Annotated in this window: 24 protein-coding genes and 1 pseudogene; 16 read left to right on the plus strand and 9 right to left on the minus strand. The window is 67.0% G+C overall.

The features are described 5' to 3' along the window. Positions 1–34 precede the first annotated feature (34 nt). Together B4U45_RS26535 and B4U45_RS26540 are read left to right on the plus strand one after the other, a co-directional pair. A complete protein-coding gene (locus tag B4U45_RS26535) occupies positions 35–1663 on the plus strand; it encodes an ABC-F family ATP-binding cassette domain-containing protein (RefSeq protein WP_075546076.1) in 1629 nt (542 codons plus the stop codon). 78 nt (positions 1664–1741) lie between these two features. Then, the gene (locus tag B4U45_RS26540; protein WP_075510599.1) at positions 1742–1966 is read left to right on the plus strand and encodes a helix-turn-helix domain-containing protein; all 225 of its coding nucleotides are present in this window, start codon (positions 1742–1744) and stop codon (positions 1964–1966) included. A 51-nt stretch (positions 1967–2017) separates the two neighbouring features. Here B4U45_RS26540 and B4U45_RS26545 read toward each other — a convergent pair whose 3' ends face one another. Next, positions 2018–2581 carry a TetR/AcrR family transcriptional regulator gene (locus B4U45_RS26545; RefSeq protein WP_075546077.1) on the minus strand — a complete coding sequence of 188 codons (564 nt, stop codon included), beginning with the start codon at positions 2579–2581 and terminating at the stop codon, positions 2018–2020. 25 nt (positions 2582–2606) lie between these two features. Beyond that, positions 2607–5441 carry an aconitate hydratase gene (locus B4U45_RS26550; protein WP_142995478.1) on the minus strand — a complete coding sequence of 945 codons (2835 nt, stop codon included), beginning with the start codon at positions 5439–5441 and terminating at the stop codon, positions 2607–2609. 284 nt (positions 5442–5725) lie between these two features. Between B4U45_RS26550 and B4U45_RS26555 the strand changes: the two genes are divergently transcribed. The 9 genes from B4U45_RS26555 to B4U45_RS26595 all read left to right on the plus strand — a co-directional run bounded on the left by B4U45_RS26555 (position 5726) and on the right by B4U45_RS26595 (position 14772). After that, positions 5726–6304, plus strand: a complete 579-nt coding sequence (locus B4U45_RS26555) for an Rv1476 family membrane protein (RefSeq protein WP_075546078.1) — start codon at positions 5726–5728, stop codon at positions 6302–6304. Positions 6305–6535: 231 nt separating this feature from the next. Continuing rightward, positions 6536–7951 (plus strand): NlpC/P60 family peptidoglycan endopeptidase RipA, encoded by a 1416-nt coding sequence (gene ripA / locus B4U45_RS26560; RefSeq protein ID WP_075546079.1) that lies wholly within the window; start codon positions 6536–6538, stop codon positions 7949–7951. A gap of 10 nt (positions 7952–7961) precedes the next feature. Then, entirely contained in the window at positions 7962–8681 is a 720-nt protein-coding gene (ripB, locus tag B4U45_RS26565) for an NlpC/P60 family peptidoglycan endopeptidase RipB (protein WP_075546080.1), read from the plus strand. Positions 8682–8889: 208 nt separating this feature from the next. Then, positions 8890–10014 (plus strand): chaperone MoxR1, encoded by a 1125-nt coding sequence (moxR1, locus tag B4U45_RS26570; RefSeq protein ID WP_075546081.1) that lies wholly within the window; start codon positions 8890–8892, stop codon positions 10012–10014. Next, positions 10011–10964 (plus strand): DUF58 domain-containing protein, encoded by a 954-nt coding sequence (locus tag B4U45_RS26575; protein ID WP_075546082.1) that lies wholly within the window; start codon positions 10011–10013, stop codon positions 10962–10964. Before moxR1 ends, B4U45_RS26575 begins: the two co-directional genes overlap by 4 nt. Positions 10965–10998: 34 nt before the next feature. Further along, complete coding sequence (locus tag B4U45_RS26580) at positions 10999–12006, plus strand: VWA domain-containing protein (RefSeq protein WP_075546083.1); 1008 nt, start codon at positions 10999–11001, stop codon at positions 12004–12006. A gap of 119 nt (positions 12007–12125) precedes the next feature. After that, a complete protein-coding gene (fabG1, locus tag B4U45_RS26585; protein ID WP_075546084.1) occupies positions 12126–12893 on the plus strand; it encodes a 3-oxoacyl-ACP reductase FabG1 in 768 nt (255 codons plus the stop codon). 20 nt (positions 12894–12913) lie between these two features. Then, positions 12914–13723, plus strand: coding sequence for an NADH-dependent enoyl-ACP reductase InhA (inhA, locus tag B4U45_RS26590; protein WP_075546085.1), 810 nt, complete (start codon positions 12914–12916; stop codon positions 13721–13723). A 5-nt stretch (positions 13724–13728) separates the two neighbouring features. Further along, positions 13729–14772: a ferrochelatase gene (locus B4U45_RS26595; protein WP_075546086.1), complete on the plus strand. Its 1044-nt coding sequence runs from the start codon at positions 13729–13731 to the stop codon at positions 14770–14772. Here B4U45_RS26595 and B4U45_RS26600 read toward each other — a convergent pair. Then, positions 14738–15688, minus strand: coding sequence for a hypothetical protein (locus B4U45_RS26600; protein WP_075546226.1), 951 nt, complete (start codon positions 15686–15688; stop codon positions 14738–14740). The genes B4U45_RS26595 and B4U45_RS26600 overlap by 35 nt on opposite strands. A 57-nt stretch (positions 15689–15745) precedes the next feature. Here B4U45_RS26600 and B4U45_RS26605 point away from each other — a divergent pair, with 57 nt between their 5' ends. From B4U45_RS26605 to B4U45_RS26615, 3 genes are read left to right on the plus strand one after another with little or no spacing between them, the layout of a single operon-like run. Further along, the gene (locus B4U45_RS26605; RefSeq protein WP_075546087.1) at positions 15746–16180 is read left to right on the plus strand and encodes an NfeD family protein; all 435 of its coding nucleotides are present in this window, start codon (positions 15746–15748) and stop codon (positions 16178–16180) included. A 21-nt stretch (positions 16181–16201) separates the two neighbouring features. After that, on the plus strand, positions 16202–17347 hold the full coding sequence (locus B4U45_RS26610) for an SPFH domain-containing protein (RefSeq protein ID WP_083155225.1): 1146 nt from the start codon (positions 16202–16204) through the stop codon (positions 17345–17347). A 9-nt stretch (positions 17348–17356) separates the two neighbouring features. Next, a complete protein-coding gene (locus B4U45_RS26615; RefSeq protein WP_075546089.1) occupies positions 17357–17713 on the plus strand; it encodes a DoxX family protein in 357 nt (118 codons plus the stop codon). Here the strand turns inward: B4U45_RS26615 and B4U45_RS26620 are convergent. From B4U45_RS26620 to B4U45_RS26635, 4 genes are all read right to left on the minus strand, one after another. Further along, complete coding sequence (locus B4U45_RS26620) at positions 17710–18177, minus strand: nitroreductase family deazaflavin-dependent oxidoreductase (protein ID WP_075546090.1); 468 nt, start codon at positions 18175–18177, stop codon at positions 17710–17712. The two genes, B4U45_RS26615 and B4U45_RS26620, sit on opposite strands and share 4 nt — an antisense overlap. A gap of 20 nt (positions 18178–18197) precedes the next feature. Beyond that, positions 18198–18815, minus strand: coding sequence for a TetR/AcrR family transcriptional regulator (locus tag B4U45_RS26625; protein ID WP_075546091.1), 618 nt, complete (start codon positions 18813–18815; stop codon positions 18198–18200). 60 nt (positions 18816–18875) lie between these two features. Next, complete coding sequence (locus B4U45_RS26630) at positions 18876–19355, minus strand: hypothetical protein (RefSeq protein WP_082275303.1); 480 nt, start codon at positions 19353–19355, stop codon at positions 18876–18878. Positions 19356–19456: 101 nt separating this feature from the next. Next, a complete protein-coding gene (locus B4U45_RS26635; RefSeq protein ID WP_158006319.1) occupies positions 19457–19783 on the minus strand; it encodes a hypothetical protein in 327 nt (108 codons plus the stop codon). Positions 19784–19867: 84 nt separating this feature from the next. Here B4U45_RS26635 and B4U45_RS26640 point away from each other — a divergent pair, with 84 nt between their 5' ends. After that, the gene (locus B4U45_RS26640) at positions 19868–20608 is read left to right on the plus strand and encodes a response regulator transcription factor (protein WP_075546094.1); all 741 of its coding nucleotides are present in this window, start codon (positions 19868–19870) and stop codon (positions 20606–20608) included. Continuing rightward, the gene (locus B4U45_RS26645) at positions 20605–22110 is read left to right on the plus strand and encodes a sensor histidine kinase (RefSeq protein WP_075546095.1); all 1506 of its coding nucleotides are present in this window, start codon (positions 20605–20607) and stop codon (positions 22108–22110) included. The genes B4U45_RS26640 and B4U45_RS26645 overlap by 4 nt, the downstream gene beginning before the upstream one ends. Before the next feature lie 107 nt (positions 22111–22217). On the opposite strand, the pseudogene arsB reads toward B4U45_RS26645, so the two are convergent. Then, positions 22218–23710: pseudogene (arsB, locus tag B4U45_RS26655) on the minus strand (ACR3 family arsenite efflux transporter). Beyond that, positions 23707–24096, minus strand: a complete 390-nt coding sequence (locus B4U45_RS26660) for an ArsR/SmtB family transcription factor (RefSeq protein WP_075546098.1) — start codon at positions 24094–24096, stop codon at positions 23707–23709. The pseudogene arsB and the gene B4U45_RS26660 overlap by 4 nt, the downstream one beginning before the upstream one ends. Positions 24097–24143 lie beyond the last annotated feature (47 nt).

Below are 24143 nucleotides of genomic sequence, written 5' to 3' on the forward strand. Positions count from 1 at the left end.
GGCACAACCAAGCAGGCCACCAAGGAGAGCGATTGTGATCACGGCAACGGACCTCGAGGTCCGAGCTGGTGCGCGCATCCTGCTCTCGCCCGAGGGCCCGGACTTGCGCGTGCAGCCGGGCGACCGCATCGGGTTGGTGGGCCGCAACGGTGCCGGCAAGACCACCACGCTGCGCATCCTGGCTGGGGAGAGCGAACCGTATGCTGGATCGGTTAGTCGCAACGGCGAAATAGGTTATCTGCCACAGGATCCCAAAGAGGGAGACCTTGACGTGCTGGCTCGGGACCGGGTGTTGTCGGCTCGCGGTCTCGACGTGTTGCTCACCGATCTGGAGAAGCAGCAGGCGTTGATGGCCGAGGTCGCCGACGACGAAGCGCGCGATCGCGCGATCCGCCGCTACGGTCAGCTCGAGGAGCGCTTCGTCGCGCTGGGCGGCTACGGCGCCGAAAGCGAGGCGGGCCGGATCTGCGCGAGTCTCGGCTTGCCCGAACGGGTGCTGACCCAACAGCTGCGCACCCTGTCCGGAGGCCAGCGCCGCCGGGTGGAGCTGGCGCGGATTCTCTTCGCCGCTTCCGACAGCGGCGCCGGTTCGGGGACCACGCTGCTGCTCGACGAGCCGACCAACCACCTGGACGCGGATTCGATTGGCTGGCTTCGGGACTTCCTGCGGTCGCACACCGGGGGGCTGGTGATGATCAGCCACAACGTCGACCTGATCGCCGACGTGGTCAACCGGGTGTGGTTCTTGGATGCGGTGCGCGGCGAGATGGACGTCTACAACATGGGCTGGCAGAAATATCTCGATGCCCGTGCCACCGACGAGCAACGTCGTCGTCGGGAACGCGCCAATGCCGAACGCAAGGCCGCCGCGCTGCGAACCCAGGCCGCCAAGCTGGGCGCCAAGGCCACCAAGGCCGTTGCGGCACAGAACATGTTGCGTCGGGCCGATCGGATGATGGCGGCACTCGACGAGGAACGGGTGGCCGACAAGGTGGCCCGGATCAAGTTCCCCACCCCGGCCGCCTGCGGCCGCGTCCCGCTGGTGGCCAAGGGGCTCAGTAAGAACTACGGATCGCTGGAAGTGTTCAGCGGTGTCGACCTGGCCATCGACCGGGGCTCGCGCGTCGTCGTGCTCGGACTCAACGGTGCCGGCAAGACCACGCTGCTGCGGCTGCTGGCCGGTGTCGAAACACCCGACACCGGGGCGCTGGAGCCCGGACATGGGGTGCGCATCGGCTATTTCGCGCAGGAGCACGACACGCTGGACAACGATGCGACTGTCTGGCAGAACGTCCGGCACGCCGCACCGGAAACCGGTGACCAGGAGTTGCGCGGCCTGTTGGGCGCGTTCATGTTCAGCGGTCCACAGCTCGAGCAACCGGCCGGCACACTGTCCGGCGGCGAAAAGACGCGCCTCGCGCTGGCCGGGCTGGTGGCCTCCACGGCCAACGTGCTGCTGCTCGACGAACCGACCAACAACCTCGATCCCGCCTCGCGCGAACAGGTCCTTGACGCGCTGCGCAGCTACCGCGGCGCGGTGGTGCTGGTGACCCACGACCCCGGTGCCGCCGAGGCGCTCGACCCGCAACGTGTCGTGCTGTTGCCGGACGGCACCGAGGACTATTGGTCCGAGGAGTATCGCGACCTCATCGAGCTGGCCTGAGAAATCGCAAGCGTTTTCGGCCAAAGCGGTCCCGCCATCGCCGGCCGGTTCTTACCCTGGAAGCCGGGGATCGTGACCATGCGTGGGAGGCAGCCGGTGAGAACCCAGCGGAAGTCGAAGAAGACGCGCGATCAGTTGTTGCACGAGTTGCGCAACGCTTATGAGGGCGGAGCCAGCATCCGCAACTTGGCGGCCAGCGTCGGGCGATCGTACGGATCGGTTCACAGCATGCTGCTCGAATCCGGTACCACGATGCGCAGCCGCGGAGGACCAAATCATCGCGCCCGGCCGGCGCGAACGTAACACCACGGCCGGATTCGGATTTCGCCGTGGCATGACGCCGCACGGTCCAAATCAGCCGCGGCGCACCGAATTTTCCACCAGGTCCAGTACGGCGGAGAGCCGCTGGGGGTCCTCGCCGGAGGCAAGCCTGGCCACCAATCCGTCGAGGACCAGATCCAGGTAGCACTGCAACACGTCACTGGGAACGTCGTCGCGCACTCGTTTGGCTTGCTTCTGCCGGCGCAGTCGTTCGGTCGTCGCGGCGGCCAGTTCCAGGGAGCGCTCCGCCCAGCCGCGGTTGAACGCCGGGTCAGTGCGTAGCTTGCGCGCGATCTCCAACCGGGTGGCCAGCCAGTCGAACTGCTCGGGCGCGGCGAGCATGTCACGCATCACCTGGATGAGGCCTTCGCGCGACGCGACATCGGCCATGCGCTCGGCGTCCTCGTGCGCCAGCGCAAAAAACAGCGCGTCCTTGTCCCGGAAGTGGTGGAAGATCGCACCCCGCGACATACCGATCGCCTGTTCTAGACGCCGGACCGTGGCTTTGTCGTAGCCGTATTCGGCAAAGCAGCGGCGCGCGCCGTCGAGGATCTGGCGGCGGCGAGCCGCCAGATGGTCCTCGCTGACTTTTGGCATGGCCAGGGCTGTGGTCGCCTTGGCGTTAACCCGATTTGAGCATGTTGCGCAGCACGAACTGCAGGATGCCGCCGTTGCGGTAGTAGTCGGCCTCGCCGGGTGTGTCGATGCGTACCACCGCGTCGAACTCGACTGCGTCGTGACCGTCCTTGCTGGCCTTCACATGCACCGTTTTCGGCGTCTTGCCGTCGTTGAGCGCCTCGATTCCGGTGATGTCGAAGACCTCGGTGCCGTCCAGTCCCAGCGACGAAGCCGACTCCCCCGCGGGGAACTGCAGCGGAATCACCCCCATGCCGATCAGGTTGGAGCGGTGAATGCGCTCGAACGACTCGGCGATCACCGCCCGCACGCCCAGTAACAACGTGCCCTTGGCCGCCCAGTCGCGTGAGGAGCCGGAACCATACTCTTTACCGCCGAGCACCACCAGCGGAATGTTTTGTGCCGCATAGTTTTGCGCAGCGTCGTAGATGAACGCCTGCGGCCCGCCCTGCTGGGTGAAGTCGCGGGTGTAACCGCCGGAAACGTCGTCGAGCAGTTGGTTGCGAAGCCGGATGTTGGCGAACGTGCCGCGGATCATCACCTCGTGGTTGCCGCGCCGCGAGCCGAAGGAGTTGTAGTCCTTGCGCTCGACGCCGTGCTCGTCGAGGTATTGCGCGGCGGGGGTGCCCGGTTTGATGCTGCCGGCGGGGGAGATGTGGTCGGTGGTCACCGAGTCGCCGAGCAGCGCAAGCACCCGGGCCCCGGTGATGTTGCCCACCGGCTCTGGTTCGGCCGACATTCCCTCGAAATACGGCGGCTTGCGGACGTACGTCGAATCCTGGTCCCACTCAAAGGTATTGCCGCTCGGGGTCGGCAGGTTACGCCAGCGCTCGTCACCTTTGAACACGTCGGCATAGTTCTTGGTGAACATCTCCTGGTTGATCGCCGACGCGATGGTGTCGGAGACGTCTTTCTGCGACGGCCAGATGTCTTTCAAGTAGACGTTGTTGCCGTCTTTATCGGTGCCCAACGCCTGTGACTCGAAGTCGAAGTCCATGGTCCCGGCCAACGCGTAGGCAACCACCAACGGTGGTGAGGCGAGGTAGTTCATCTTCACGTCGGGATTGATGCGGCCCTCGAAGTTGCGATTGCCCGACAGCACCGCCGCCACCGAAAGGTCGTTGTCGTTGATCGCCTTCGAGATCTCCTCGGGCAGTGGGCCCGAATTGCCGATGCACGTGGTGCACCCGTAGCCGACCAGATAGAAGCCGAGTTTCTCCAGATACGGCCACAGGCCGCCCTTGTCGTAGTAGTCGCTGACCACTTGGGAGCCCGGGGCCATGGTGGTCTTCACCCACGGCTTGGCGGCCAGCCCCTTTTCGACGGCGTTTTTCGCCAGCAGCGCCGCGCCCAGCATCACCTCCGGGTTGGAGGTGTTGGTGCACGAGGTGACCGCGGCGATCACCACCGCGCCGTGGTCGAGCACGAATTCGCCGAGTTCGTCGGACTTCACCGTCACCGGGTTGCTCACCCTGCCCTTGGCGTGTTTGGCGGCGGACTCCACCGGAGTGTGGTCGTCGGCGTGGCCGTTGCTCAGTGCCCCCGGGTCGCTGGCCGGAAACGTCTCGTCGACCATCTCGTCCAGCTTCGAGTAGTCCTTCTTGTCGGGGTCGTCGCCGACGTAGTTCGGAATCTGCTCGCGGAACGTGGATTTGGCGGCCGACAACGCGATGCGGTCCTGCGGGCGCTTGGGTCCGGCGATCGACGGCACCACGTCGGACAGGTCGAGTTCGATGTATTCCGAGTACGCGGGCTCGTGTTTCGGGTCGTGCCACATGCCCTGTTCTTTGGCGTAAGCCTCGACCAACGCCAACTGTTCGTCGTTGCGGCCGGTGAACCGCAGGTAGCTGATAGTCTCTTCGTCGATCGGGAAAATGGCTGCGGTAGAACCGAATTCGGGGCTCATGTTGCCCAGGGTGGCGCGGTTGGCCAGCGGCACCTCGGCGACGCCCTCGCCGTAGAACTCGACGAATTTGCCCACTACGCCGTGCTTGCGCAGCATCTCGGTCACGGTCAGCACGACGTCGGTGGCCGTGACGCCGGGCTGGATCTCACCGGTCAGCTTGAAGCCGACCACCCGCGGTATCAGCATCGACACCGGCTGACCCAGCATGGCCGCCTCGGCTTCGATGCCGCCCACGCCCCAGCCGAGCACCCCCAGGCCGTTGACCATCGTGGTGTGCGAGTCGGTGCCCACACAGGTGTCGGGGTATGCAGTGATATTTCCCGCGTCGTCGCTGCGGGCCATGACGACGCTCGCCAGGTATTCGATATTGACCTGGTGCACGATGCCGGTGCCCGGCGGCACCACCTTGAAGTCGCGGAAAGCGCCCTGGCCCCAACGCAAGAACTGATAGCGCTCGCCGTTGCGCTGGTACTCGATCTCCACGTTGCGCTCGAACGCGTCGGCCCGTCCGAACAGGTCGGCGATCACCGAGTGGTCGATCACCAGGTCCGCCGGCGCCAGCGGGTTGACCTTGTCGGGCTTGCCGCCCAGGTCGGCGATGGCCTCCCGCATGGTGGCCAAGTCGACGATGCAGGGCACGCCGGTGAAGTCCTGCATGACGACCCGGGCGGGCGTGTACTGGATTTCGACGCTGGGCTCTGCTTCGGGGTCCCAGTTCGCGATGGCGTCGATGTGATCCTTGGTGATGTTGCTGCCGTCTTCGTTACGCAGCAGGTTCTCCGCGAGGACCTTGAGGCTGTACGGGAGTCTCTTGGTGTTGGGGACCGCGTCGAGGCGATAGATCTGGTAACTCCGGTCGCCGACCTTGAGCGTGTCGTGGGCTCCGAACGAGTTCACAGAATCTTTGCTGGTCACATCAACTCCCGAGGATTCAGTTCTGCCGCCGACGGGCCGTGTCGACGGGGCTTCGCATACTCAGCCAACTTTAACAGTACGTTTGTCCTGCATTACGGTTGGTACCCGTACCCTTCAGTCTTGTCGTGGCGGGCGCGAGTTGAAAAGCCCCTCGCCGATTGGACTGGCGGGGATATCGACGCTCGGCGAAACTGCCGTCCCTACGGGCACACTGATCGGCGCGGACGCATCCTCAGCGCGTACGGTGCCTGTAGCACCGCGGGAGGTGTGAGAGGAGCGAGACCATGACCGGGCACGACACCGCAGGCCAGCTGCCGTCACCCCAGACGATCCCGTTCCTGCCGGCCTACATTCCACAAGACGTCGACATGACGGCGGTCAAGGCACAAGTCGCCGCGGTCGGCGTCAGCGCGCCACCGGCAGCCGTGCCGGGATTGCTCGAGGTGGTCAACCACGCACACGACGAGGGCATTAACCTCAAGATCGTCCTGCTGGACCACAACCCGCCCAATGACACCCCGTTGCGGGATATCGCGACCGTCGTGGGCGCCGACTACCAGGACGCGACGGTGTTGGTGCTCAGTCCCAGCTACGTCGGCAGCTACAGCACGCAATATCCGCGGGTCACCCTGGAGGCGGGGGAGGACCATTCCAAGACGGGCAACCCGGTGCAGTCCGCGCAGAATTTCTTGCACGAGCTGGACACACCTGAGTTTCCCTGGGCCGGATTGACCATTTTTTTGCTGATTGCGGTGCTTGCCGCGGCCGTTGGCACCCGGTTCATGCAGCTGCGCGCCCGGCGGTCAGCAACCTCGGGTGACAGTGCTGGGACGACGTCGGATCAAGCCGGCCAGGGTATCTAGCCAGCTTGGTGAGGCTCGACAGAGGGTAGTTCGCCGGCCATGTGGCTGGCCGGTGGCAAACGCTTCACATCACCATTCGGTCACATTAATTGCACGTCCAGGGTGCACTTTGTGACATACGTTTCTTTAGCGTCAGGTGTGACGTACGGTGCAAATGATGATTGTGATGCCATTAGCGCTTTCGGCGCTGACTGCCGTCCGTCCGGTTTGAGCCATAGGAGATCAGAGTCGATGAGACGGATCCGAGGTGGCTCTGCTTCACGATCGGCAGCACGGTTGGTGCGGCCGGCCATTCCGTCGGTCTTGAGTGTGCTGTTGCTGGTATCGACTCCTGGACTGGCGTCCGCCGCTCCCGGCACTGACCCCATCGCCGCGCTGATCGCGGAGGTCGCCAAGGCCAACCAGCGGCTGGAGGATCTCAGCGCCGCCGTGGAGATGGAGCAGGAGGGCGTCAACAAGGCGATGGTCGCCGTGGAGACCGCTCGTGACGAGGCCACCGCTGCCGAACATGAGCTCGAGCTCAGTCAGCAGGCAGTCAAGGACGCCAACGCGGCGATCTCTGCAGCCCAACGCCGATTCGACAGCTTCGCGGCGGCCACCTATATGAATGGCCCGTCCGACAGCTACCTGACAGCCAAGAGCCCCGACGACATCATCGCCGCGGCGACCGCGACCAGGGCGATGACCGCCAGCGCCCAGACGGTGATGGCCAACCTGCAGCGGGCCCGAACCGAACAGGTGAACAAAGAATCGGCGGCCCGGCTGGCCAAGCAGAAGGCCGACAAGGCCGCTGCCGAGGCGAAAGCCAGCCAGGACGCGGCGGTGGCCGCCCTCACCGACACCCAGCGCAAGTTCGACGAACAGCGCGAGGAAGTCAACCGTTTGGCCACAGAACGAGACGAGGCGCAGGCCAGGCTCCAGGCGGCCAGGCTGGTCGCCTGGTCCTCGGCCGGCGGCCAGGGCACGCCCGCTGAGATGTGGGACCCGGGTGCAGGACCCGGCGGCGGCCGCCGCTGGGACGGGTGGGACCCCTCGTTGCCGCAGATTCCCAGCGCCAACATCCCCGGCGACCCGATCGCGGTGGTCAACCAGGTGTTGGGTTATTCGGCGACCTCGGCACAGGTCACCGCACAGATGGGACGAAATTTCCTGCAGCAGCTGGGCATCCTCAAACCCACCGATACCGGGATCACCAATGCCCCGGCGGGTTCGACGCATGCCGGCCGGATTCCGCGGGTCTACGGACGTCAGGCCAGCGAGTACGTGATCCGTCGGGGCATGTCACAAATCGGGGTGCCGTATTCCTGGGGTGGCGGCAACGCCGCGGGCCCCAGTAAGGGCATCGACTCCGGGGCGGGCATCACCGGCTTCGACTGTTCCGGGCTGGTCCTGTATTCGTTCGCCGGGGTCGGCATCAAGCTGCCGCACTACTCGGGTTCGCAATACAACCTGGGCCGCAAGATCCCGTCTTCCCAGATGCGTCGCGGCGACGTCATCTTCTACGGCCCCGGCGGCAGCCAGCACGTGACGATCTACCTGGGCGACGGTCAGATGCTCGAGGCGCCCGACATCGGCCTGAAAGTCCGAGTTGCGCCCGTGCGCACCAGCGGCATGACGCCCTTCGTGGTGCGCTACATCGAGTGGTGAACGGGGATTTATGCGGCACAAGCGATTTCGCCTGATCAACCTGGCCTGGATCACCGCGATGGTGACCGGGCTCTTGGTTGCTGTAGCGGCGCCGGCCGACGCCGATCCCGGTCCGTGGGACCCGACTTTGCCGGCAACCGCCAGCGCGGGGGCACCCGGAGATGCGCTCGCCGTCGCCAACGCGTCGCTGCAAGCCACCGCCCAGGCCACCCAGACCACCCTCGATCTGGGCCGCCAGTTTCTGGGCGGACTGGGCATCAACCTCGGCGGCAGTCCCGCCGCCGGTGCCGCCAACACCAGCCCCAGCCGGATTCCGCGTGCCAACGGCCGGCAAGCCATCGAGTACGTGATCCGCCGGGCCGGATCACAGATGGGAGTCCCCTATTCCTGGGGCGGCGGCACTCTGGAGGGTCCGAGTAAGGGCGTGGACTCCGGCGCCGGGACCGTCGGCTTCGACTGCTCGGGGTTGATGCGCTACGCCTTCGCGGGTGTGGGCGTGCTGATCCCGCGGTTTTCCGGTGACCAGTACAACGCGGGGCGCCACATCCCGCCCAACGAGGCCAGGCGCGGCGACCTGATCTTCTACGGCCCGGGCGGTAGCCAGCACGTCACCATGTACCTGGGCAACGGTCAGATGCTGGAAGCGTCCAGCCTTGCCGGCAAAGTCACGGTGAGTCCGGTGCGCAAGGCCGGCATGACACCATTCGTGACCAGGATCATCGAGTACTGAGCCGGTGCGGCTCCGGCGACTGTCGGGGCGCCTCGTCCGGCTTCCCCCGGACGGTTGCGTCCTGCCCGGAGGGTCTAGGGTGGCCGGGCAGGAACCGCGGCGTCGACGGAATCCACGGCGCCTGGAATAGTTGAACGCGGGCACGTCGCTGCCCCGCGGCGTTGGTCGTGTCAGCAGTCGTGTCTGATCGAGCGGTGGAGGGTTGTCGATGACAGCAGCAGGTGGCGGTTACCCGGGTCCGGGCGGGCAATCCGGCCCGCCGGCCCATGAGGCATCCCCGGGTGCTCCCGGTGGTTCTGACGGGCTGGCCGCCGAGGTACACACGCTCGAGCGGGCCATCTTCGAGGTCAAGCGGATCATCGTGGGCCAGGACCAGTTGGTGGAGCGGATGCTGGTCGGCCTGCTCTCCAAGGGCCACGTATTGCTCGAAGGCGTGCCCGGGGTCGCCAAGACGCTGGCGGTGGAGACCTTCGCGCGGGTCGTCGGCGGGACGTTCGCCCGCATCCAGTTCACCCCCGACCTGGTGCCCACCGACATCGTCGGAACCCGCATCTACCGGCAGGGCAAGGAGGAATTCGACACCGAGCTCGGCCCGGTGGTGGTCAATTTCCTGCTCGCCGACGAGATCAACCGTGCCCCTGCCAAGGTGCAATCGGCGCTGCTGGAGGTGATGCAGGAACGTCACGTGTCCATCGGTGGTAAGACCTTCCCGCTGCCCAACCCGTTCCTGGTGATGGCGACGCAGAACCCGATCGAACACGAGGGCGTCTACCCGTTGCCCGAGGCGCAGCGCGACCGATTCCTGTTCAAGATCAACGTCGGCTACCCCTCGGCCGAGGAAGAGCGCGAGATCATCTACCGGATGGGCGTCACCCCGCCGCAGCCCAAACAGATCCTGAACACCGGCGACCTGGTGCGGCTACAGGGAATCGCGGCCAACAACTTCGTGCACCACGCGCTCGTCGACTACGTGGTGCGGGTCGTCTTCGCCACCCGGGCGCCCGAACAACTCGGGATGAACGACGTCAAGAGCTGGATCGCGTTCGGCGCATCCCCGCGAGCTTCGCTGGGCATCATCGCCGCGGCCCGGTCGCTGGCGCTGGTGCGCGGGCGTGACTATGTGATCCCGCAGGATGTCATCGAAGTCATCCCCGACGTGCTGCGGCACCGGCTGGTGCTCACCTATGACGCGCTGGCCGACGAGATCACCCCGGAGATCATCATCAACCGGGTGTTGCAGACCGTCGCCTTGCCGCAAGTGAATGCCGTTCCGCAACAAGGCCATTCGGTACCGCCGGTAATGCAGGCGGCGGCTGCGGCTAGCGGCCGGTGACCGAAAGCAAGGCGCCGGCGGTCGTCCATCCGCCGTCGTTGCTACGTGGCGACATCGACGACCCCAAGCTGTCGGCGGCGCTGCGCACTCTGGAGCTGACCGTCAAGCACAAGCTCGACGGTGTCTTGCACGGCGATCACCTCGGCTTGATTCCCGGGCCGGGCACGGAGCCGGGCGAGTCGCGTCTGTACCAGCCCGGTGACGACGTGCGCCGGATGGACTGGGCGGTCACCGCCCGGACCACGCACCCCCACGTGCGGCAGATGATCGCCGACCGCGAACTGGAAACCTGGCTGGTGGTGGACATGTCGGCCAGCCTGGACTTCGGTACCGCGGTCTGTGAGAAACGTGACCTCGCGGTGGCGGCCGCCGCCGCCATCACCTTCCTCAACAGCGGTGGCGGCAACCGAATCGGCGCCCTGGTCGCCAACGGCGCCACGATGACTCGGGTGCCGGCCCGCACCGGCCGCCAGCATCAACACACCATGTTGCGCACCATCGCCACCATGCCCAAGGCTCCGGCCGGGGTGCGCGGGGACCTGGCGGTGGCCATCGACGCGCTGCGCCGACCGGAACGCCGGCGCGGGATGGCGGTGGTCATCAGCGACTTCCTGGGGCCGATCAACTGGATGCGGCCGCTGCGGGCGATCGCGGCCCGCCACGAGGTGCTGGCCATCGAAGTCCTGGATCCGCGCGATGTCGAGCTGCCCGATATCGGCGACGTGATCCTGCAGGACGCCGAAAGCGGCGTCACCCGCGAATTCACCATCGACACCCAGCTGCAGAACGATTTCGCCAGGGCCGCGGCGGCGCACCGCGCGGACGTGGCCCGGACCCTCCGCGGTTGTGGCGCACCGGTGCTGACGCTTCGCACCGACCGCGACTGGCTGGCAGACATCGTCCGCTTCGTCGCCTCCCGGCGACGTGGTGCCATGGCGGGGGTTCAGTGACACACCTGCTCGCATCTTTTATGACGGGTCTGATATGACACTGCCGTTGCTCGGGCCGATGACGCTGTCCGGCTTCGAACACTCGTGGTTCTTCCTGTTCCTATTTGTCGTCGTCGGGCTGGTGGCGCTGTACATCGTGCTGCAGCTGGCGCGCCAGAAGCGGATGTTGCGGTTCGCCAACATGGCGTTGCTGGAGAGTGTGGCGCCCAAGCGGCCCTCCCGCTGGCGGCATGTTCCGGCGATCCTGCTGGCGTTGTCGCTGGTGCTGTTGACCACCGCGATGGCCGGACCGACGCATGACGTCAGGATTCCGCGCAACCGGGCGGTCGTGATGCTGGTGATCGACGTCTCGCAGTCGATGCGCGCGACCGACGTCGAACCCAACCGCATGGTCGCCGCGCAGGAGGCCGCCAAGCAGTTCGCCGACGAGCTCACCCCCGGCATCAATCTCGGACTGATCGCGTACGCGGGCACGGCGACGGTGCTGGTGTCGCCGACGACCAACCGCGACGCGACCAAGAACGCGTTGGACAAGCTGCAGTTCGCCGATCGCACGGCCACCGGGGAGGCGATCTTCACCGCCTTGCAGGCCATCGCCACCGTCGGCGCGGTGATCGGTGGAGGCGACACGCCGCCGCCGGCGCGCATCGTGTTGTTCTCCGACGGCAAGGAGACGATGCCGACCAATCCGGACAACCCCAAGGGCGCCTTTACCGCCGCTCGCACCGCCAAGGACCAGGGCGTGCCGATCTCGACGATCTCGTTCGGCACCCCATACGGGTTCGTGGAGATCAACGGCCAGCGCCAGCCGGTACCGGTCGATGACGAGACCCTGAAGAAGGTGGCCCAACTCTCCGGCGGAAACGCCTACAACGCAGCAACATTGGCCGAGCTGAAGGCGGTGTACACGTCGCTGCAGCAGCAGATCGGCTACGAGACCATCAAAGGTGACGCCAGCGCGGGCTGGCTGCGGCTGGGTGCGCTGGTGCTGGCGCTGGCCGGCCTGGCCGCGTTGCTGATCAACCGCCGGCTGCCGACCTGACGTCACGCCGACCGTAACGCCACGGCGAAAAATCGCGCCGGATCTCGCCCTGGCGTCACGTTCGCGACATGCGATGAGCCGATTTCGGTGTTGCCTCAACGAGGCGCTAGGTTGACGGGGTGACTGACGCAGCCACCGACACCACAAGCGAGGCCGCCACCGACGGCGGCAAACCCCCTTTCGTATCCCGGTCAGTCCTGGTCACCGGCGGAAACCGGGGGATTGGACTGGCGATCGCGCAACGGCTGGCCGCCGACGGCCACAAGGTGGCGGTGACGCACCGCGGATCCGGGGCGCCCGAGGGGCTGTTCGCCGTCGAGTGCGACGTCACCGACAGCGACGCCGTCGATCGCGCCTTCACAGAGGTCGAGGAGCACCAGGGTCCGGTTGAGGTGCTGGTTTCCAACGCCGGCGTGTCCGCGGATGCGTTCCTGATTCGCATGACCGAGGAGCGGTTCGAGAAGGTCATTGACGCCAACCTCACCGGGGCGTTCCGGGTGACTCAGCGGGCAGCTCGCAGCATGCAGCGGAAGAAGTTCGGCCGGCTGATCTACATCGGTTCAGTCTCCGGCAGTTGGGGCATCGGCAACCAGGCGAACTACGCGGCCTCCAAGGCCGGTGTGATCGGCATGGCCCGCTCGATCGCCCGAGAGCTGTCCAAGGTCAACGTGACCGCGAATGTGGTCGCCCCGGGTTACATCGACACCGATATGACCCGAGCCCTGGACGAGCGGATCCAGGAGGGGGCACTGCAATTCATCCCGGCGAAGCGGGTCGGCACCGCCGCCGAGGTCGCCGGCGTGGTCAGCTTCCTGGCGTCGGAGGACGCGAGTTACGTCTCCGGTGCGGTCATCCCGGTGGACGGCGGCATGGGCATGGGTCACTAAGAGCAAGAGGGGACGAAACAATGGCAGGACTGCTGGAGGGCAAACGGATCCTGGTGTCCGGGATCATCACCGACTCCTCGATCGCGTTTCATATCGCCCGGGTGGCCCAGGAGCAGGGCGCGCAGCTGGTGCTGACCGGTTTCGACAGGTTGCGGTTGATCCAGCGGATCACCGACCGGTTGCCGCAGAAGGCGCCGCTGCTGGAACTCGACGTGCAAAACGACGAGCACCTCGCGACGCTCGCGGATCGGGTTGTCGAGGTGATCGGTGCCGGCAACAAGCTCGACGGCGTGGTCCACTCGATCGGCTTCATGCCGCAAAGCGGGATGGGTATCAACCCGTTCTTCGACGCGCCCTACGAGGACGTGTCCAAGGGTATCCACATCTCCGCGTACTCCTACGCTTCGATGGCAAAGGCGCTGCTGCCCATCATGAATCGCGGTGGCTCCATCGTCGGCATGGACTTCGACCCGAGCCGGGCGATGCCGGCCTACAACTGGATGACGGTCGCCAAGAGCGCACTGGAGTCGGTCAACCGCTTCGTGGCCCGCGAGGCCGGTAAGTACGGTGTGCGCTCGAACCTCGTTGCCGCCGGGCCGATCCGGACGCTGGCGATGGCGGCAATCGTCGGCGGTGCGCTGGGCGAGGAGGCCGGCGCGCAGATCCAGCTGCTCGAGGAGGGCTGGGACCAGCGCGCTCCCATCGGCTGGAACATGAAGGACCCGACGCCGGTCGCCAAGACCGTCTGCGCGCTGCTGTCGGAGTGGCTGCCCGCGACCACGGGTGACATCATCTTCGCCGACGGCGGCGCACACACCCAGTTGCTCTAGCCCGCATGGAATTTGACGCTGTCCTGCTGCTGTCCTTTGGTGGGCCGGAGGGGCCCGAGCAGGTGCGGCCGTTCCTGGAGAACGTCACCCGGGGCCGCGGTGTGCCGCCCGAACGCCTCGATGCGGTGGCCGAGCACTACCTGCATTTCGGTGGCGTCTCACCGATCAACGGCATCAACCGAGCGCTGATCGCCCAGCTACAAGCCGAACTGGACCTGCCGGTGTATTTCGGCAACCGCAACTGGGAACCTTACGTCGAAGACACCGTGAAAGCCATGCGCGACAACGGGATTCGTCGTGCCGCCGTATTCGCGACATCGGCGTGGAGCGGCTATTCGAGCTGCGCGCAGTATGCCGAGGACGTAGCCCGGGCACGCCGGGCGGCCGGCCCAAATGCGCCCGAGCTGGTCAAGCTGCGGCCCTACTTCGACCATCCGCTGTTCGTCGAGATGTTCGCCGCTGCCATTGCTTCGGCTGCGGCGACCGTGCCCGCTGACGCAAGACTGGTGTTCACTGCGCATTCCATCCCGGTGGCCGCCGACCAGCGCTGGGGGCCTCGTCTCTACAGCCGCCAAGTCGCTTATGCCGCAACCCTTGTCGCAAATGCCGCCGGATATGGCGACTATCACCTGGTCTGGCAGTCGCGCTCCGGTCCGCCGCAGGTTCCCTGGCTGGAGCCCGACGTCGGCGACCACCTCACCGCGCTGGCGAACGCGGGTACCACCGCGGTGATCGTCTGTCCCCTCGGATTCGTCGCCGACCACATCGAGGTGGTGTGGGATCTCGACCATGAATTGCGTTTACAGGCACAGGCATTGGGCATCGAGTTCGCCCGGGCCGGCACTCCCAACGCCGATCGGCGGTTCGCCCGGCTGGCTGCGGATTTGATCGACGAACTTCGCTATGGTCGCGCGCCGTCGCGGGTCAGCGGCCCCGATCCGGTGCCCGGCTGCCTGGCCGGCATCAACGGTGAGCCCTGCCGGCCGCCGCATTGCGTTGCGCGCGAACTGGAGCTCAGTCCGACCAAGCCGAATGCAGGATCGCGCTGACGGCCGCGATCCGCGCGGAGCGCACCACCGCGGTCAGCGGCCGCAGCGCGTCGAACGCAGTCTGTACTTCGGATGACGACTGCGCTTGGATCGGCTCGAGACCGGCCGTCAGGCGCGGGGTGAAGCGGTCCGCGGCGGAATCGGGCAATCGGCTGAGGCCGGCGCTGACCGCGATGATCGCGTCGACGTGTGCGGCGTTCTCTAGCACCCGCAGTGCGCGCGACGGCGCATGGTCGGGAATGCGGTGTTGCCGTGCGGATTCCAGCAACTGCTCGACCAGGCCGCGCGGGTTGGCGATGCCGGCGGCGCTAGGGCCCGTGCCGATAGCGCCCAACGCGTCGGCAGCCGAGCGCACCGCGGTCCGCAGGGCGTATTCGGCGTCGCCCAGTTCGTAGGGGTCCAACACCGGGGTACCGGGCAGCGAATACACCATCCACGACAACGCACCCAACTCGGGTAGGGCCGCATCGTCGTCGGCAGTCTGTTCGGTGTCGCGGTAAGAGAACTCGGGGACCAGCCCGATAGCCGTGCCGGGATCATCGGGATTGGTGATGATGATGGCTTCACCGGCGGCCAGCGCGTCCCGCTCGAATTGTGTTCCGGCGGATAGCCCGCGCACATCGCCCGGCACCGGCAACACCACGTTGATCGTCGCGCGTAACCGATCCGGCGGGCCCGGCGCCGACGTCCGTCCCCGGCCTGCGGCGGCGCGCAGCGTTGACAACAGCGACACCGTTCCCGCGCTATCGACGTCCGGCCATGGCAGACCGGTATGGCCGGCCGCGACCGCGTCATATGCCGCTACCGATTGCGTTGGCGCCCAGAGAGATAACGCATCGAGAAGATCGTCGGGCGCAGCCTTGCCGGCGAGCCAGGCGTTGGCCCACATCGAAAGCGTTGCGCTGGGACACCACATGATCTCGCAGTGTAGTTGTTGGGCACGGTTGTCGGGGATCACGCGTATTCTGTGCGCATGCCCGTCGCCCTGATCTGGCTGATCGCAGCGTTGGTGCTCGCCAGCGCGGAGGCGCTGACCGGCGACATGTTCTTGCTGATGCTCGGCGGTGGCGCGCTGGCGGCAGCGGGAAGCAGCTGGCTGATGGACTGGCCGGTGTGGGCCGACGGCGCGGTGTTTCTGATCGTGTCGGTTCTGTTGCTGGTGCTGGTTCGGCCCGGGCTGCGGCGGCGGCTGACCCCCGGCAAAGGCGTGCCGATGGGCGTCAAGGCGCTGGAGGGCAAGAGCGCTCTGGTGCTGGATCGGGTCGCCCGTGATGAAGGCCAGGTCAAAATCGACGGCCAGGTGTGGACGGCACGTCCCCTGAACGAGGGCGACGTGTTCGAACCGGGTGATTCGGTGACCGTGGTGCATATCGAGGGAGCCACCGCGGTCGTCTTCAAAGACGCGTAGCAACTGGAGAAAGGAATCCCGGTGGAAGGTGCCGTTGCCGGCCTGGTGTTTCTGGCCGTTTTGGTGATATTCGCCATCATTGTGGTGGCCAAGTCGGTTGCGCTGATCCCGCAGGCCGAGGCCGCGGTGATCGAGCGGTTGGGTCGTTACAGTCGCACGGTCAGTGGGCAGCTGACGTTGTTGGTGCCGTTCATCGACCGCGTCCGCGCCCGGGTGGACCTGCGTGAGCGGGTGGTGTCGTTTCCGCCGCAGCCCGTCATCACCGAGGACAACCTGACCCTCAACATCGACACCGTGGTGTACTTCCAGGTCACCGTTCCCCAGGCCGCGGTGTACGAGATCAGCAATTACATCGTCGGCGTCGAGCAGCTCACCACCACTACGCTGCGCAACGTCGTCGGCGGCATGACGCTGGAGCAGACGCTGACTTCCCGCGACATGATCAATGGCCAGTTGCGCGGTGTGCTCGACGAGGCGACCAACCGGTGGGGCCTGCGGGTGGCTCGGGTAGAGCTGCGCAGCATCGACCCGCCGCCGTCCATTCAGGCATCCATGGAAAAGCAGATGAAGGCCGACCGGGAAAAGCGGGCGATGATCTTGACCGCCGAGGGCACCCGGGAAGCGGCGATCAAGCAGGCGGAGGGGCAGAAGCAGGCGCAGATTCTTGCGGCCGAGGGTGCCAAACAGGCCGCGATCCTGGCCGCCGAGGCCGACCGGCAGTCGCGGATATTGCGTGCCCAGGGTGAGCGAGCCGCGGCCTATCTGCAGGCGCAGGGGCAGGCCAAGGCCATCGAGAAGACGTTCGCGGCGATCAAGGCTGGCCGGCCGACCCCCGAGATGCTGGCCTACCAGTACTTGCAGACGCTGCCGGAGATGGCCCGCGGCGACGCGAACAAGGTATGGGTGGTGCCCAGCGATTTCAGCGCGGCGCTGCAGGGCTTCACCAGGTTGTTGGGGACGCCGGGGGAGGACGGGGTGTTCCGGTTCGAGCCGTCTCCAATCGAGGACCTGCCCAAGCACGCTGCCGACGGCGACGACGACGAGGTCGCCGAGTGGTTCTCCACCCAGCCCGACCCGACGATCGCCCAAGCCGTGGCCAAGGCCGAGGCGATAGCTCGCACACCGGTGGAAAATCCGTTGGGTCCGCCGCCGGAGCTGCGGCGTTAGGAGCAGCTGATGGGCATTGTGACCTCACCGAAAACCTATGCGGCGCTGGCGGTGTTTCAGGCCGGCGATGCGGTGGCATGCGCGATCCCACTGGCACCGATCGAGAAGTTGCTCGACGACCTGGGTGTGCCGGCCGGCGTTCGTCCGGTCCTGCCCGCGGCCAAGGCTGCCGCGGCCGTCGGACTGCTCTCGGCCACCCGGTTTCCCGCGCTGGCGCGATTGACCACGGCGATGCTGACGGTGTACTTCGTCTTGGCGCTGGGCGCCCATGTTCGGGCGCGCGACTTCAGTGTCACCGCGATTCCGGCGGCCATGTTTCTGGCGGTGTTCGCGGTGATGACGGCCAAGGGGCCGGACCGGGTTTAGCCGAGGCGCAGCTCGACCAGCGGCAGCGGAGTGCCGGTGTCGGTGATCGCCGTGCCGAGAGTCTGCTCGAGTGCCGGCTTCAGACGTCGCCAGGCCCGCGGATGGTGGTTGCGGTAGGAGGCCAGCGCCCGGTCGGCCTGCGCCTGGTCGAGTACACGCGCCGTGGCCGCAGCGGGGGCGCGGCTACCGGCGTAGACCCGCACGTGCGGATTGGCCTCGATGTTGCGGAACCACTGGGCTTTCCGGCCGAAGCCGGACGCGACGACGTAGGTGTGCGGATCGGGATGATTGACCACCTCGAGCACCACATTGCGGCGGGCACCGGACTTTCGGCCGATGTGTTCGAGCATCAGGATCCGCGATCCGAACAGGGCGCCTGCGCGTGCGCGATAAATCCAGATGGGCGCGCGCATGAGCCTGCGGGAGCGCAACAGCCGTGCGCCGGCCCTGGCTAATAGGGACATTGTTCCCCTCCATTCCTCCATCAGGTACCGCGTAGTCCGTCGCGGTAAATCGAAAGCACCTCCCCCGCCCAGCGCTGCATCCCCGAAGCGGCGAGCGGGTCCACGCCGAGCACCTCGATCAGCCGTGGTCGTAGGGTCAGCAGTGCCAGGTCGTTGACCAGTAGGAAGGCGGCCCGTATCTCGGGATCGGTGCCAGGACTGGCGGTGCCGGCGGCCACCATGGCGTCCAAAGCGGCTTTGCTGAGCAGAAAAAGGCGTTCGAACAGCGTCGACCCGGCCGGACCCCCGTCGATCAGCATCCGGCTCAGGTATCCCGGTATGGCCGAATCGGGTGGCAGGTGGCGGGCCAGGCCGTCGAGCAGACCGGGCACCGCCGCGGGGCCGAGGTCCGATGCCCCGGTCTGGTCGGTGATTTCGGTCAGCAGCACGTCGAAGGTCGCGACGACCTGAGTGTCGACGGCCTCGATCAGACCGTCCTTCGAGCCGTAGTGGCGGATGACCAAGGCCGCCGACACTCCCGCCGCGGTCGCGATGTCGCGCATCGTGACCGCGGCGGGGCCGCGCGCGGCGAACAGTCGCAGCGCCTCGTCACGGATTCGGGCTCGCGCCGTGCGGTCGTCCGGCTGAGGTAAACGCACGTTTACAATTATAAACGATCGTTTACGCCGACGATTCTTGGGGTGCTGCTTGGCGACCGCTCAGGGGCGGGGTGTCGGCGAGGTTTGCGTGGACGGCGGCGGTCCGGGTGGCTGGCCCGGCGCTCCCGGCGGTTGGCCGGGGCCGAAAGGCCCCGCCTGGGGTGGCGCCGGCGGTCGTGGACCCCGCGGCACGCCCAATGGCCCGGGCATCGGCCGGAAACCTCCCGCGACCGGTCCAGGTGGGCCGCCGGGACCGGGAGGAGGCGGTTGGCCGTGGCTGAATGCTTGCCCCGGCATTGGCATGGGCCCCGACCCCGGGGGAGGGGGCGGTGGCCCGACGCTGATCAGCCAGGCAAATGCGATCGCAGCCACGCTGCCGGCTGCGCCCAGGATCAGGCCCGCAACCCCGGCGCCGATCAGCGCGGCCAGCGAGAAGCGGCGGCGCTCGCGTCCGGGGTCGGCGAGCACCGCCGGCGGGGGTGCGACAGGTGCGGGAGTTGCGACAGGGCCGGTCGTGCTGGTGTTTTCGTCGGCGGTCATACGGCTCCTCACGTCGTCGATTTCTATCGGTGTGCTCGGTAATCGCGACGGTAACGGCCGTACTTGAAGTGGACCTGAAGAAACGTGTTTGCTCGAGCGGTTTACTGACCGGGCGGCAACGGCGGCAAGGGCGGCGCCGGCGGCGCTGCAGGGGAGCTGCTCGGCGTAGCCGTCGCCGCCGTGGTCGGCGCTGCCGGCGGTGCCGGGGGATTACTCACCGGTGGCGTCGACGACAGCCCGGGCGGATATAGCGGAGCAGGCAGCTCGACCCGAATTTTCCAGGTGACGCCGGTTACCGCGAAGACGGCGAGTGCGCCGATCGCCAAACCCGCGACCGTGGCGCCGATCACCACGCCGGTGGAATGGCGCCGCCCGGCTGCGGCTCCGGTCGCCGGTGGCGGTGGCGGGTTGGTGTGGTGGGCGGTCATGCTGGCTCCCATGTCGGTGAAATTGGTTGGGACAAACGTGCGTGCTTCGGATTGATCTCAGCACCGCACGTTAACAATGGAGCCATGACCGATCGTTCGCGCCCGAACCGCGTCGCAGGTCGTCCGGCGAGGCGCATCGGTCGGTTCAGTGTCGGCGCACCACGAGTGCTCGTGGTCGAGGACTCCGAGACCATCCGGGAAATGGTCGGTGAGGCATTGGCAGATGTCGGTTACCACACCGAAACCCGTTGCGACGGTGAAGGTTTAGAAGAGGTCCTGGAGGGCCTGCGGCCGGATCTGGTGGTGCTCGACGTGATGTTGCCGGGCCGCGACGGCTTCGACCTCATCAACGTCATCCAGGCGTGGGGCGACATCAGCATCGTGTTGATCACCGCCCGCGACGGCCTGTCCGACCGGTTGCGCGGTCTTGACGGCGGCGCCGACGACTATGTGGTCAAACCTTTCGAACTCGCCGAACTGGTGTCACGGGTGGGCGCGGTGCTGCGGCGGCGGGGCCGGTTACCGCGCGTGGTCCAGGTCGGCGATCTGATAGTCGACGTCGACGCCGGAGTCGTCGTACGCGACGGCCATCAGCTGGAACTGACCGCCACCGAGCTTCGGCTGCTCGACTTTCTCGTGCAGCAACGGGGTCGGATTGTCAGCGCCCGTCAGATCCTCAACGCGGTGTGGGGTTACGACGCCTACGACACCAATTTGGTGCAAGTCCACGTCAGCAGTTTGCGGCGAAAGCTCGAGGCCCATGGCCCGCGGATGCTGCACACGGTTCGCGGCATCGGATACCGGCTCCAACAACCACGGTCATGACGGCCACCCCGACGGGACCCGCGGTCGATCCGGCTACCCCGACGCCGTCGTTGCAGGGCCGGGTGGTGCTGCTGGTGGTGGCGCTGCTGGCGGGGCTGCTGGTGGTGCTGGGTGTCACCATCGACGTCAGCCTGGGGCTGCAGGCTCGACGAAATCTGCACGACCGGCTCGTGGCGGCCACCTCACGCGCCGATGCGCTGGTGGCCGCGCACACGTCACCCGAACTGCTTGCCGCCCAGCTCAACGGGGGTAGCGTGCGGGCCCTGCTGGTGACCGCCGACGGCAGCGCCTACGGTGATCGCAGCATCAGCCCCGCGACCACCGCGGGCCCGGTGGTTCCGGCGCCGCCCGGCTACCCGCCGCCCCTTCGGCCGGGCCCGCATCCCCCGCCGCCCGGCCCGCCGCCGCCTCACCCGATAGGGCCGCCGCCCGGCCTGCCACCCGACGCCACCGCAACGGCGGTGGTCCACCCGTTGCCGGACGGTTCCCGGCTGATCCTGGTTGCCGACACCACGCAGACCACCCAGGTGACCCGCCAGCTGCGTCAGCTGATGATCGCTGCCGGTCTGGGAACCCTGGTGGTGGCGGCGCTGCTGCTGGTCGTGGTCAGCCGGGCGGCGCTGCGGCCGTTGGACCGACTCGCTGCGCTCGCCCAGGACATCAGCACCGGCGACCGCGGTCGTCGACTGCGCCCGGATCGCACCGATACCGAACTCGGCCGGGCCGCAAGCGCTTTCGACGGCATGCTGGACGCATTGGAAGCTTCCGAACTGCGGGCCCGGCAAGCCGCGGTATCGGCGCAGCGAGCCGAGAGCGCGACCCGGCAATTCCTCGTCGACGCCGCTCATGAACTGCGCACCCCGATCGCCGGAATCCAGGCCGCCGCCGAACAACTGGCCGCCAGCGCCAGCCGGCACGAGTCCGACGCCGTGGCGCGCGGTCAGTACCGCCGCGCCACCCTGTTGTTGTCGGAGGCCCGCCGGGCCGGTCGGTTGGTCGCCGACATGCTGGATCTGAGCCGTATCGACGCCGGACTATCGCTGGATGTGCACGACACCGACCTGGGTGGCATTGTCGACGCCGAAGTTCACCGGGCCGCCATGCTGGCGCCGAACCTCACGGTGAGCCGGACCGGGCTCAGCTCGCTGACGATCGCGGCGGATCCGACGCGGGTGGCGCAGATACTGTCCAATCTGCTTGACAATGCCCGCAGGTATACCCCGGCGGGCGGGTCCATCACCGTTGAGTTGAGCGCCGGCGGCAAAGTGGCCGAGGTTACCGTCACCGACACCGGCCCCGGCATCCCCGATGACGAGCGCTACCGCATCTTCGAACGCCTGGTGCGTCTGGACGCTGGACGCGCCCGAGACCACGGTGGCGCCGGGTTGGGCCTGCCGATCGCGCGGGCGCTGGCTCGGGCACACGGCGGCGACCTGGTGTGCTTGCCGCATGATGGCGGCGCGCAATTCCGGCTCACGTTGGCTGCGGTCGCCGACCTTTAGACGGGCGAGGGGCGTCGACCGGCGATATCAGGGCGGCGTTTGGCTCGGTACTACGGGCCGTGCCGGCGTCGGCGTGAAACCGATTGGCACACCGGCGGTCTGGGTCGTCACCCGGTTGTGGGTGCCGGCAGTAGTTCGGCGATCAGTGCACGAACACGTGCGGTGATGTCGTCGCGGATCGCCCGCACGACGTCGAGGGGCTGGCCGGCGGGGTCTTCGAGTTTCCAGTCGCGGTAGGACACCCCGGGGAAGTACGGGCACGCGTCGCCGCAGCCCATGGTGATCACCACATCGCTGGTCTGCACGGCCTGAGGGGTGAGCGCCTTCGGGGTTGCCGAGGTCAGGTCGATGCCCAGTTCGGCCATCGCGACCACAGCGACCGGGTTGATCCGGTCAGCGGGTTCGGTTCCGGCCGAACGGACTTCGATGCGGCCCTCGGACAGCCGGGTCAACAGGGCGGCGGCCATCTGGGAGCGGCCGGCGTTGTGTACGCAGACGAACAACACGCTAGGCGGGTCGGTCATGAGGGCAAGCTTTCCGCCGGACGGGTCGGGGCCGGCGGTGACGGGAAGAGCCGCGGCCGCAGCGCCAAAGAGACGTACACCAGGGCGACCAGCACGGGCACTTCGATCAGCGGTCCGACCACCCCGGCCAGCGCCTCACCGGACGAGGCGCCGAAGGTGACGATCGCCACCGCGATGGCGAGCTCAAAGTTGTTGCCGGCGGCGGTAAATGCCTGCGCGGTAGTTCGGGCATAGCCAAGCCGCAACGCCAGTCCCAGCCCGTAGCCCCCGGCCCACATGACGGCGAAGTAGGCCAGCAGGGGTACCGCGATCCGGGCGACGTCCCATGGCCGGGTGGTGATCTGATCACCTTGCAGGGCAAAGAGAATCACGATCGTGAACAACAGTCCGTACAGAGCCCAGGGCCCAAGTCGGGGCAGCAGCCGGGTCTCATACCACTTCCGGCCCTTGGCGCGTTCTCCGAGCCGACGGGTCAGGTATCCGGCGGCCAGGGGGATACCGAGGAATATGAGCACGGATTTGACGATCTGCCACGCCGAGACATCGATGCCGGTTTGCGGCAGGCCGAGCCAGCTGGGCAACACCGAAAGGTAGAACCACCCCAGCACGGCGAACATGACGACCTGGAACATCGAGTTCAGTGCGACCAGGACGGCGGCGGCTTCGCGGTCACCGCAAGCCAGGTCGTTCCAGACGATGACCATGGCGATACAGCGGGCGAGCCCGACGATGATCAACCCGGTCCGGTAGTGCGGCAGGTCCGGCAGCAGCAGCCAGGCTAGGGCGAACATGACCGCCGGGCCGACCACCCAGTTCAGCAGCAGTGAACCGGCCAACAGCCGACGGTCGGCGGTAACGGCGTCGAGCCGGTCGTAGCGGACCTTGGCCAGCACCGGATACATCATGATCAGCAGCCCGGCGGCAATGGGCAGCGAGATGCCATCGACTTGCACAGTGCTGAGCAGCCCGCCCAGGCCGGGGATCAGCCGGCCCAGTGCCAGCCCGGCGGCCATCGCCAACCCGATCCACACCGGCAGAAATCGATCCAGCGTGGAAAGCCGGGCTGTATCAGTCACCGGGCTGTCGCCACTGCGGTCGCGGGGACACCGGCCAGCAGCTCCGAAAGCTCGGCGAGCACCTCGGGCACCACGGCGTAGTAAACCCAGGTGCCGCGGCGCTGCGAGGTCAACAGCCCGGCTCCGCGCAGCACCTTGAGGTGATGGGAGATGGTCGGTTGACCAACCCCGAGCGCGTCGAGACCATCGGTGATATCGCACACGCAGGCCTGCCCGCCGGCGTGGCTGGCTACCGCCGAGAGCAGCCGCAGCCGTACCGGATCGGACAGGGCCTTGAACCGGGCCGCCATTACCGCTGCCGCCGGGGCGCTCAGCGGTTCGGCCACCAGCGGGCTGACCTCACAACAGGGATCGCCAACGCCAGACGGCTCAGCCTGCTTCGACATACGTCGATATTGACAGTTATCGAATCAAGGCGCAACCGGGCAGTCGG

It is taken from the genome of Mycobacterium persicum (assembly GCF_002086915.1).
Lineage (GTDB): Bacteria > Actinomycetota > Actinomycetes > Mycobacteriales > Mycobacteriaceae > Mycobacterium > Mycobacterium persicum.

Coding starts and splice junctions, on each gene's coding strand:
- B4U45_RS26540 (WP_075510599.1), top strand. CDS start 1,742: ATGCGTGGGAGGCAGCCGGTGAGAACCCAGCGGAAGTCGAAGAAGACG.
- B4U45_RS26545 (WP_075546077.1), bottom strand. CDS start 2,581: ATGCCAAAAGTCAGCGAGGACCATCTGGCGGCTCGCCGCCGCCAGATC.
- B4U45_RS26555 (WP_075546078.1), top strand. CDS start 5,726: ATGACCGGGCACGACACCGCAGGCCAGCTGCCGTCACCCCAGACGATC.
- ripA (WP_075546079.1), top strand. CDS start 6,536: ATGAGACGGATCCGAGGTGGCTCTGCTTCACGATCGGCAGCACGGTTG.
- ripB (WP_075546080.1), top strand. CDS start 7,962: ATGCGGCACAAGCGATTTCGCCTGATCAACCTGGCCTGGATCACCGCG.
- moxR1 (WP_075546081.1), top strand. CDS start 8,890: ATGACAGCAGCAGGTGGCGGTTACCCGGGTCCGGGCGGGCAATCCGGC.
- B4U45_RS26580 (WP_075546083.1), top strand. CDS start 10,999: ATGACACTGCCGTTGCTCGGGCCGATGACGCTGTCCGGCTTCGAACAC.
- inhA (WP_075546085.1), top strand. CDS start 12,914: ATGGCAGGACTGCTGGAGGGCAAACGGATCCTGGTGTCCGGGATCATC.
- B4U45_RS26595 (WP_075546086.1), top strand. CDS start 13,729: ATGGAATTTGACGCTGTCCTGCTGCTGTCCTTTGGTGGGCCGGAGGGG.
- B4U45_RS26600 (WP_075546226.1), bottom strand. CDS start 15,688: ATGTGGTGTCCCAGCGCAACGCTTTCGATGTGGGCCAACGCCTGGCTC.
- B4U45_RS26605 (WP_075546087.1), top strand. CDS start 15,746: ATGCCCGTCGCCCTGATCTGGCTGATCGCAGCGTTGGTGCTCGCCAGC.
- B4U45_RS26615 (WP_075546089.1), top strand. CDS start 17,357: ATGGGCATTGTGACCTCACCGAAAACCTATGCGGCGCTGGCGGTGTTT.
- B4U45_RS26620 (WP_075546090.1), bottom strand. CDS start 18,177: ATGTCCCTATTAGCCAGGGCCGGCGCACGGCTGTTGCGCTCCCGCAGG.
- B4U45_RS26630 (WP_082275303.1), bottom strand. CDS start 19,355: ATGACCGCCGACGAAAACACCAGCACGACCGGCCCTGTCGCAACTCCC.
- B4U45_RS26635 (WP_158006319.1), bottom strand. CDS start 19,783: ATGACCGCCCACCACACCAACCCGCCACCGCCACCGGCGACCGGAGCC.
- B4U45_RS26640 (WP_075546094.1), top strand. CDS start 19,868: ATGACCGATCGTTCGCGCCCGAACCGCGTCGCAGGTCGTCCGGCGAGG.
- B4U45_RS26645 (WP_075546095.1), top strand. CDS start 20,605: ATGACGGCCACCCCGACGGGACCCGCGGTCGATCCGGCTACCCCGACG.
- B4U45_RS26660 (WP_075546098.1), bottom strand. CDS start 24,096: ATGTCGAAGCAGGCTGAGCCGTCTGGCGTTGGCGATCCCTGTTGTGAG.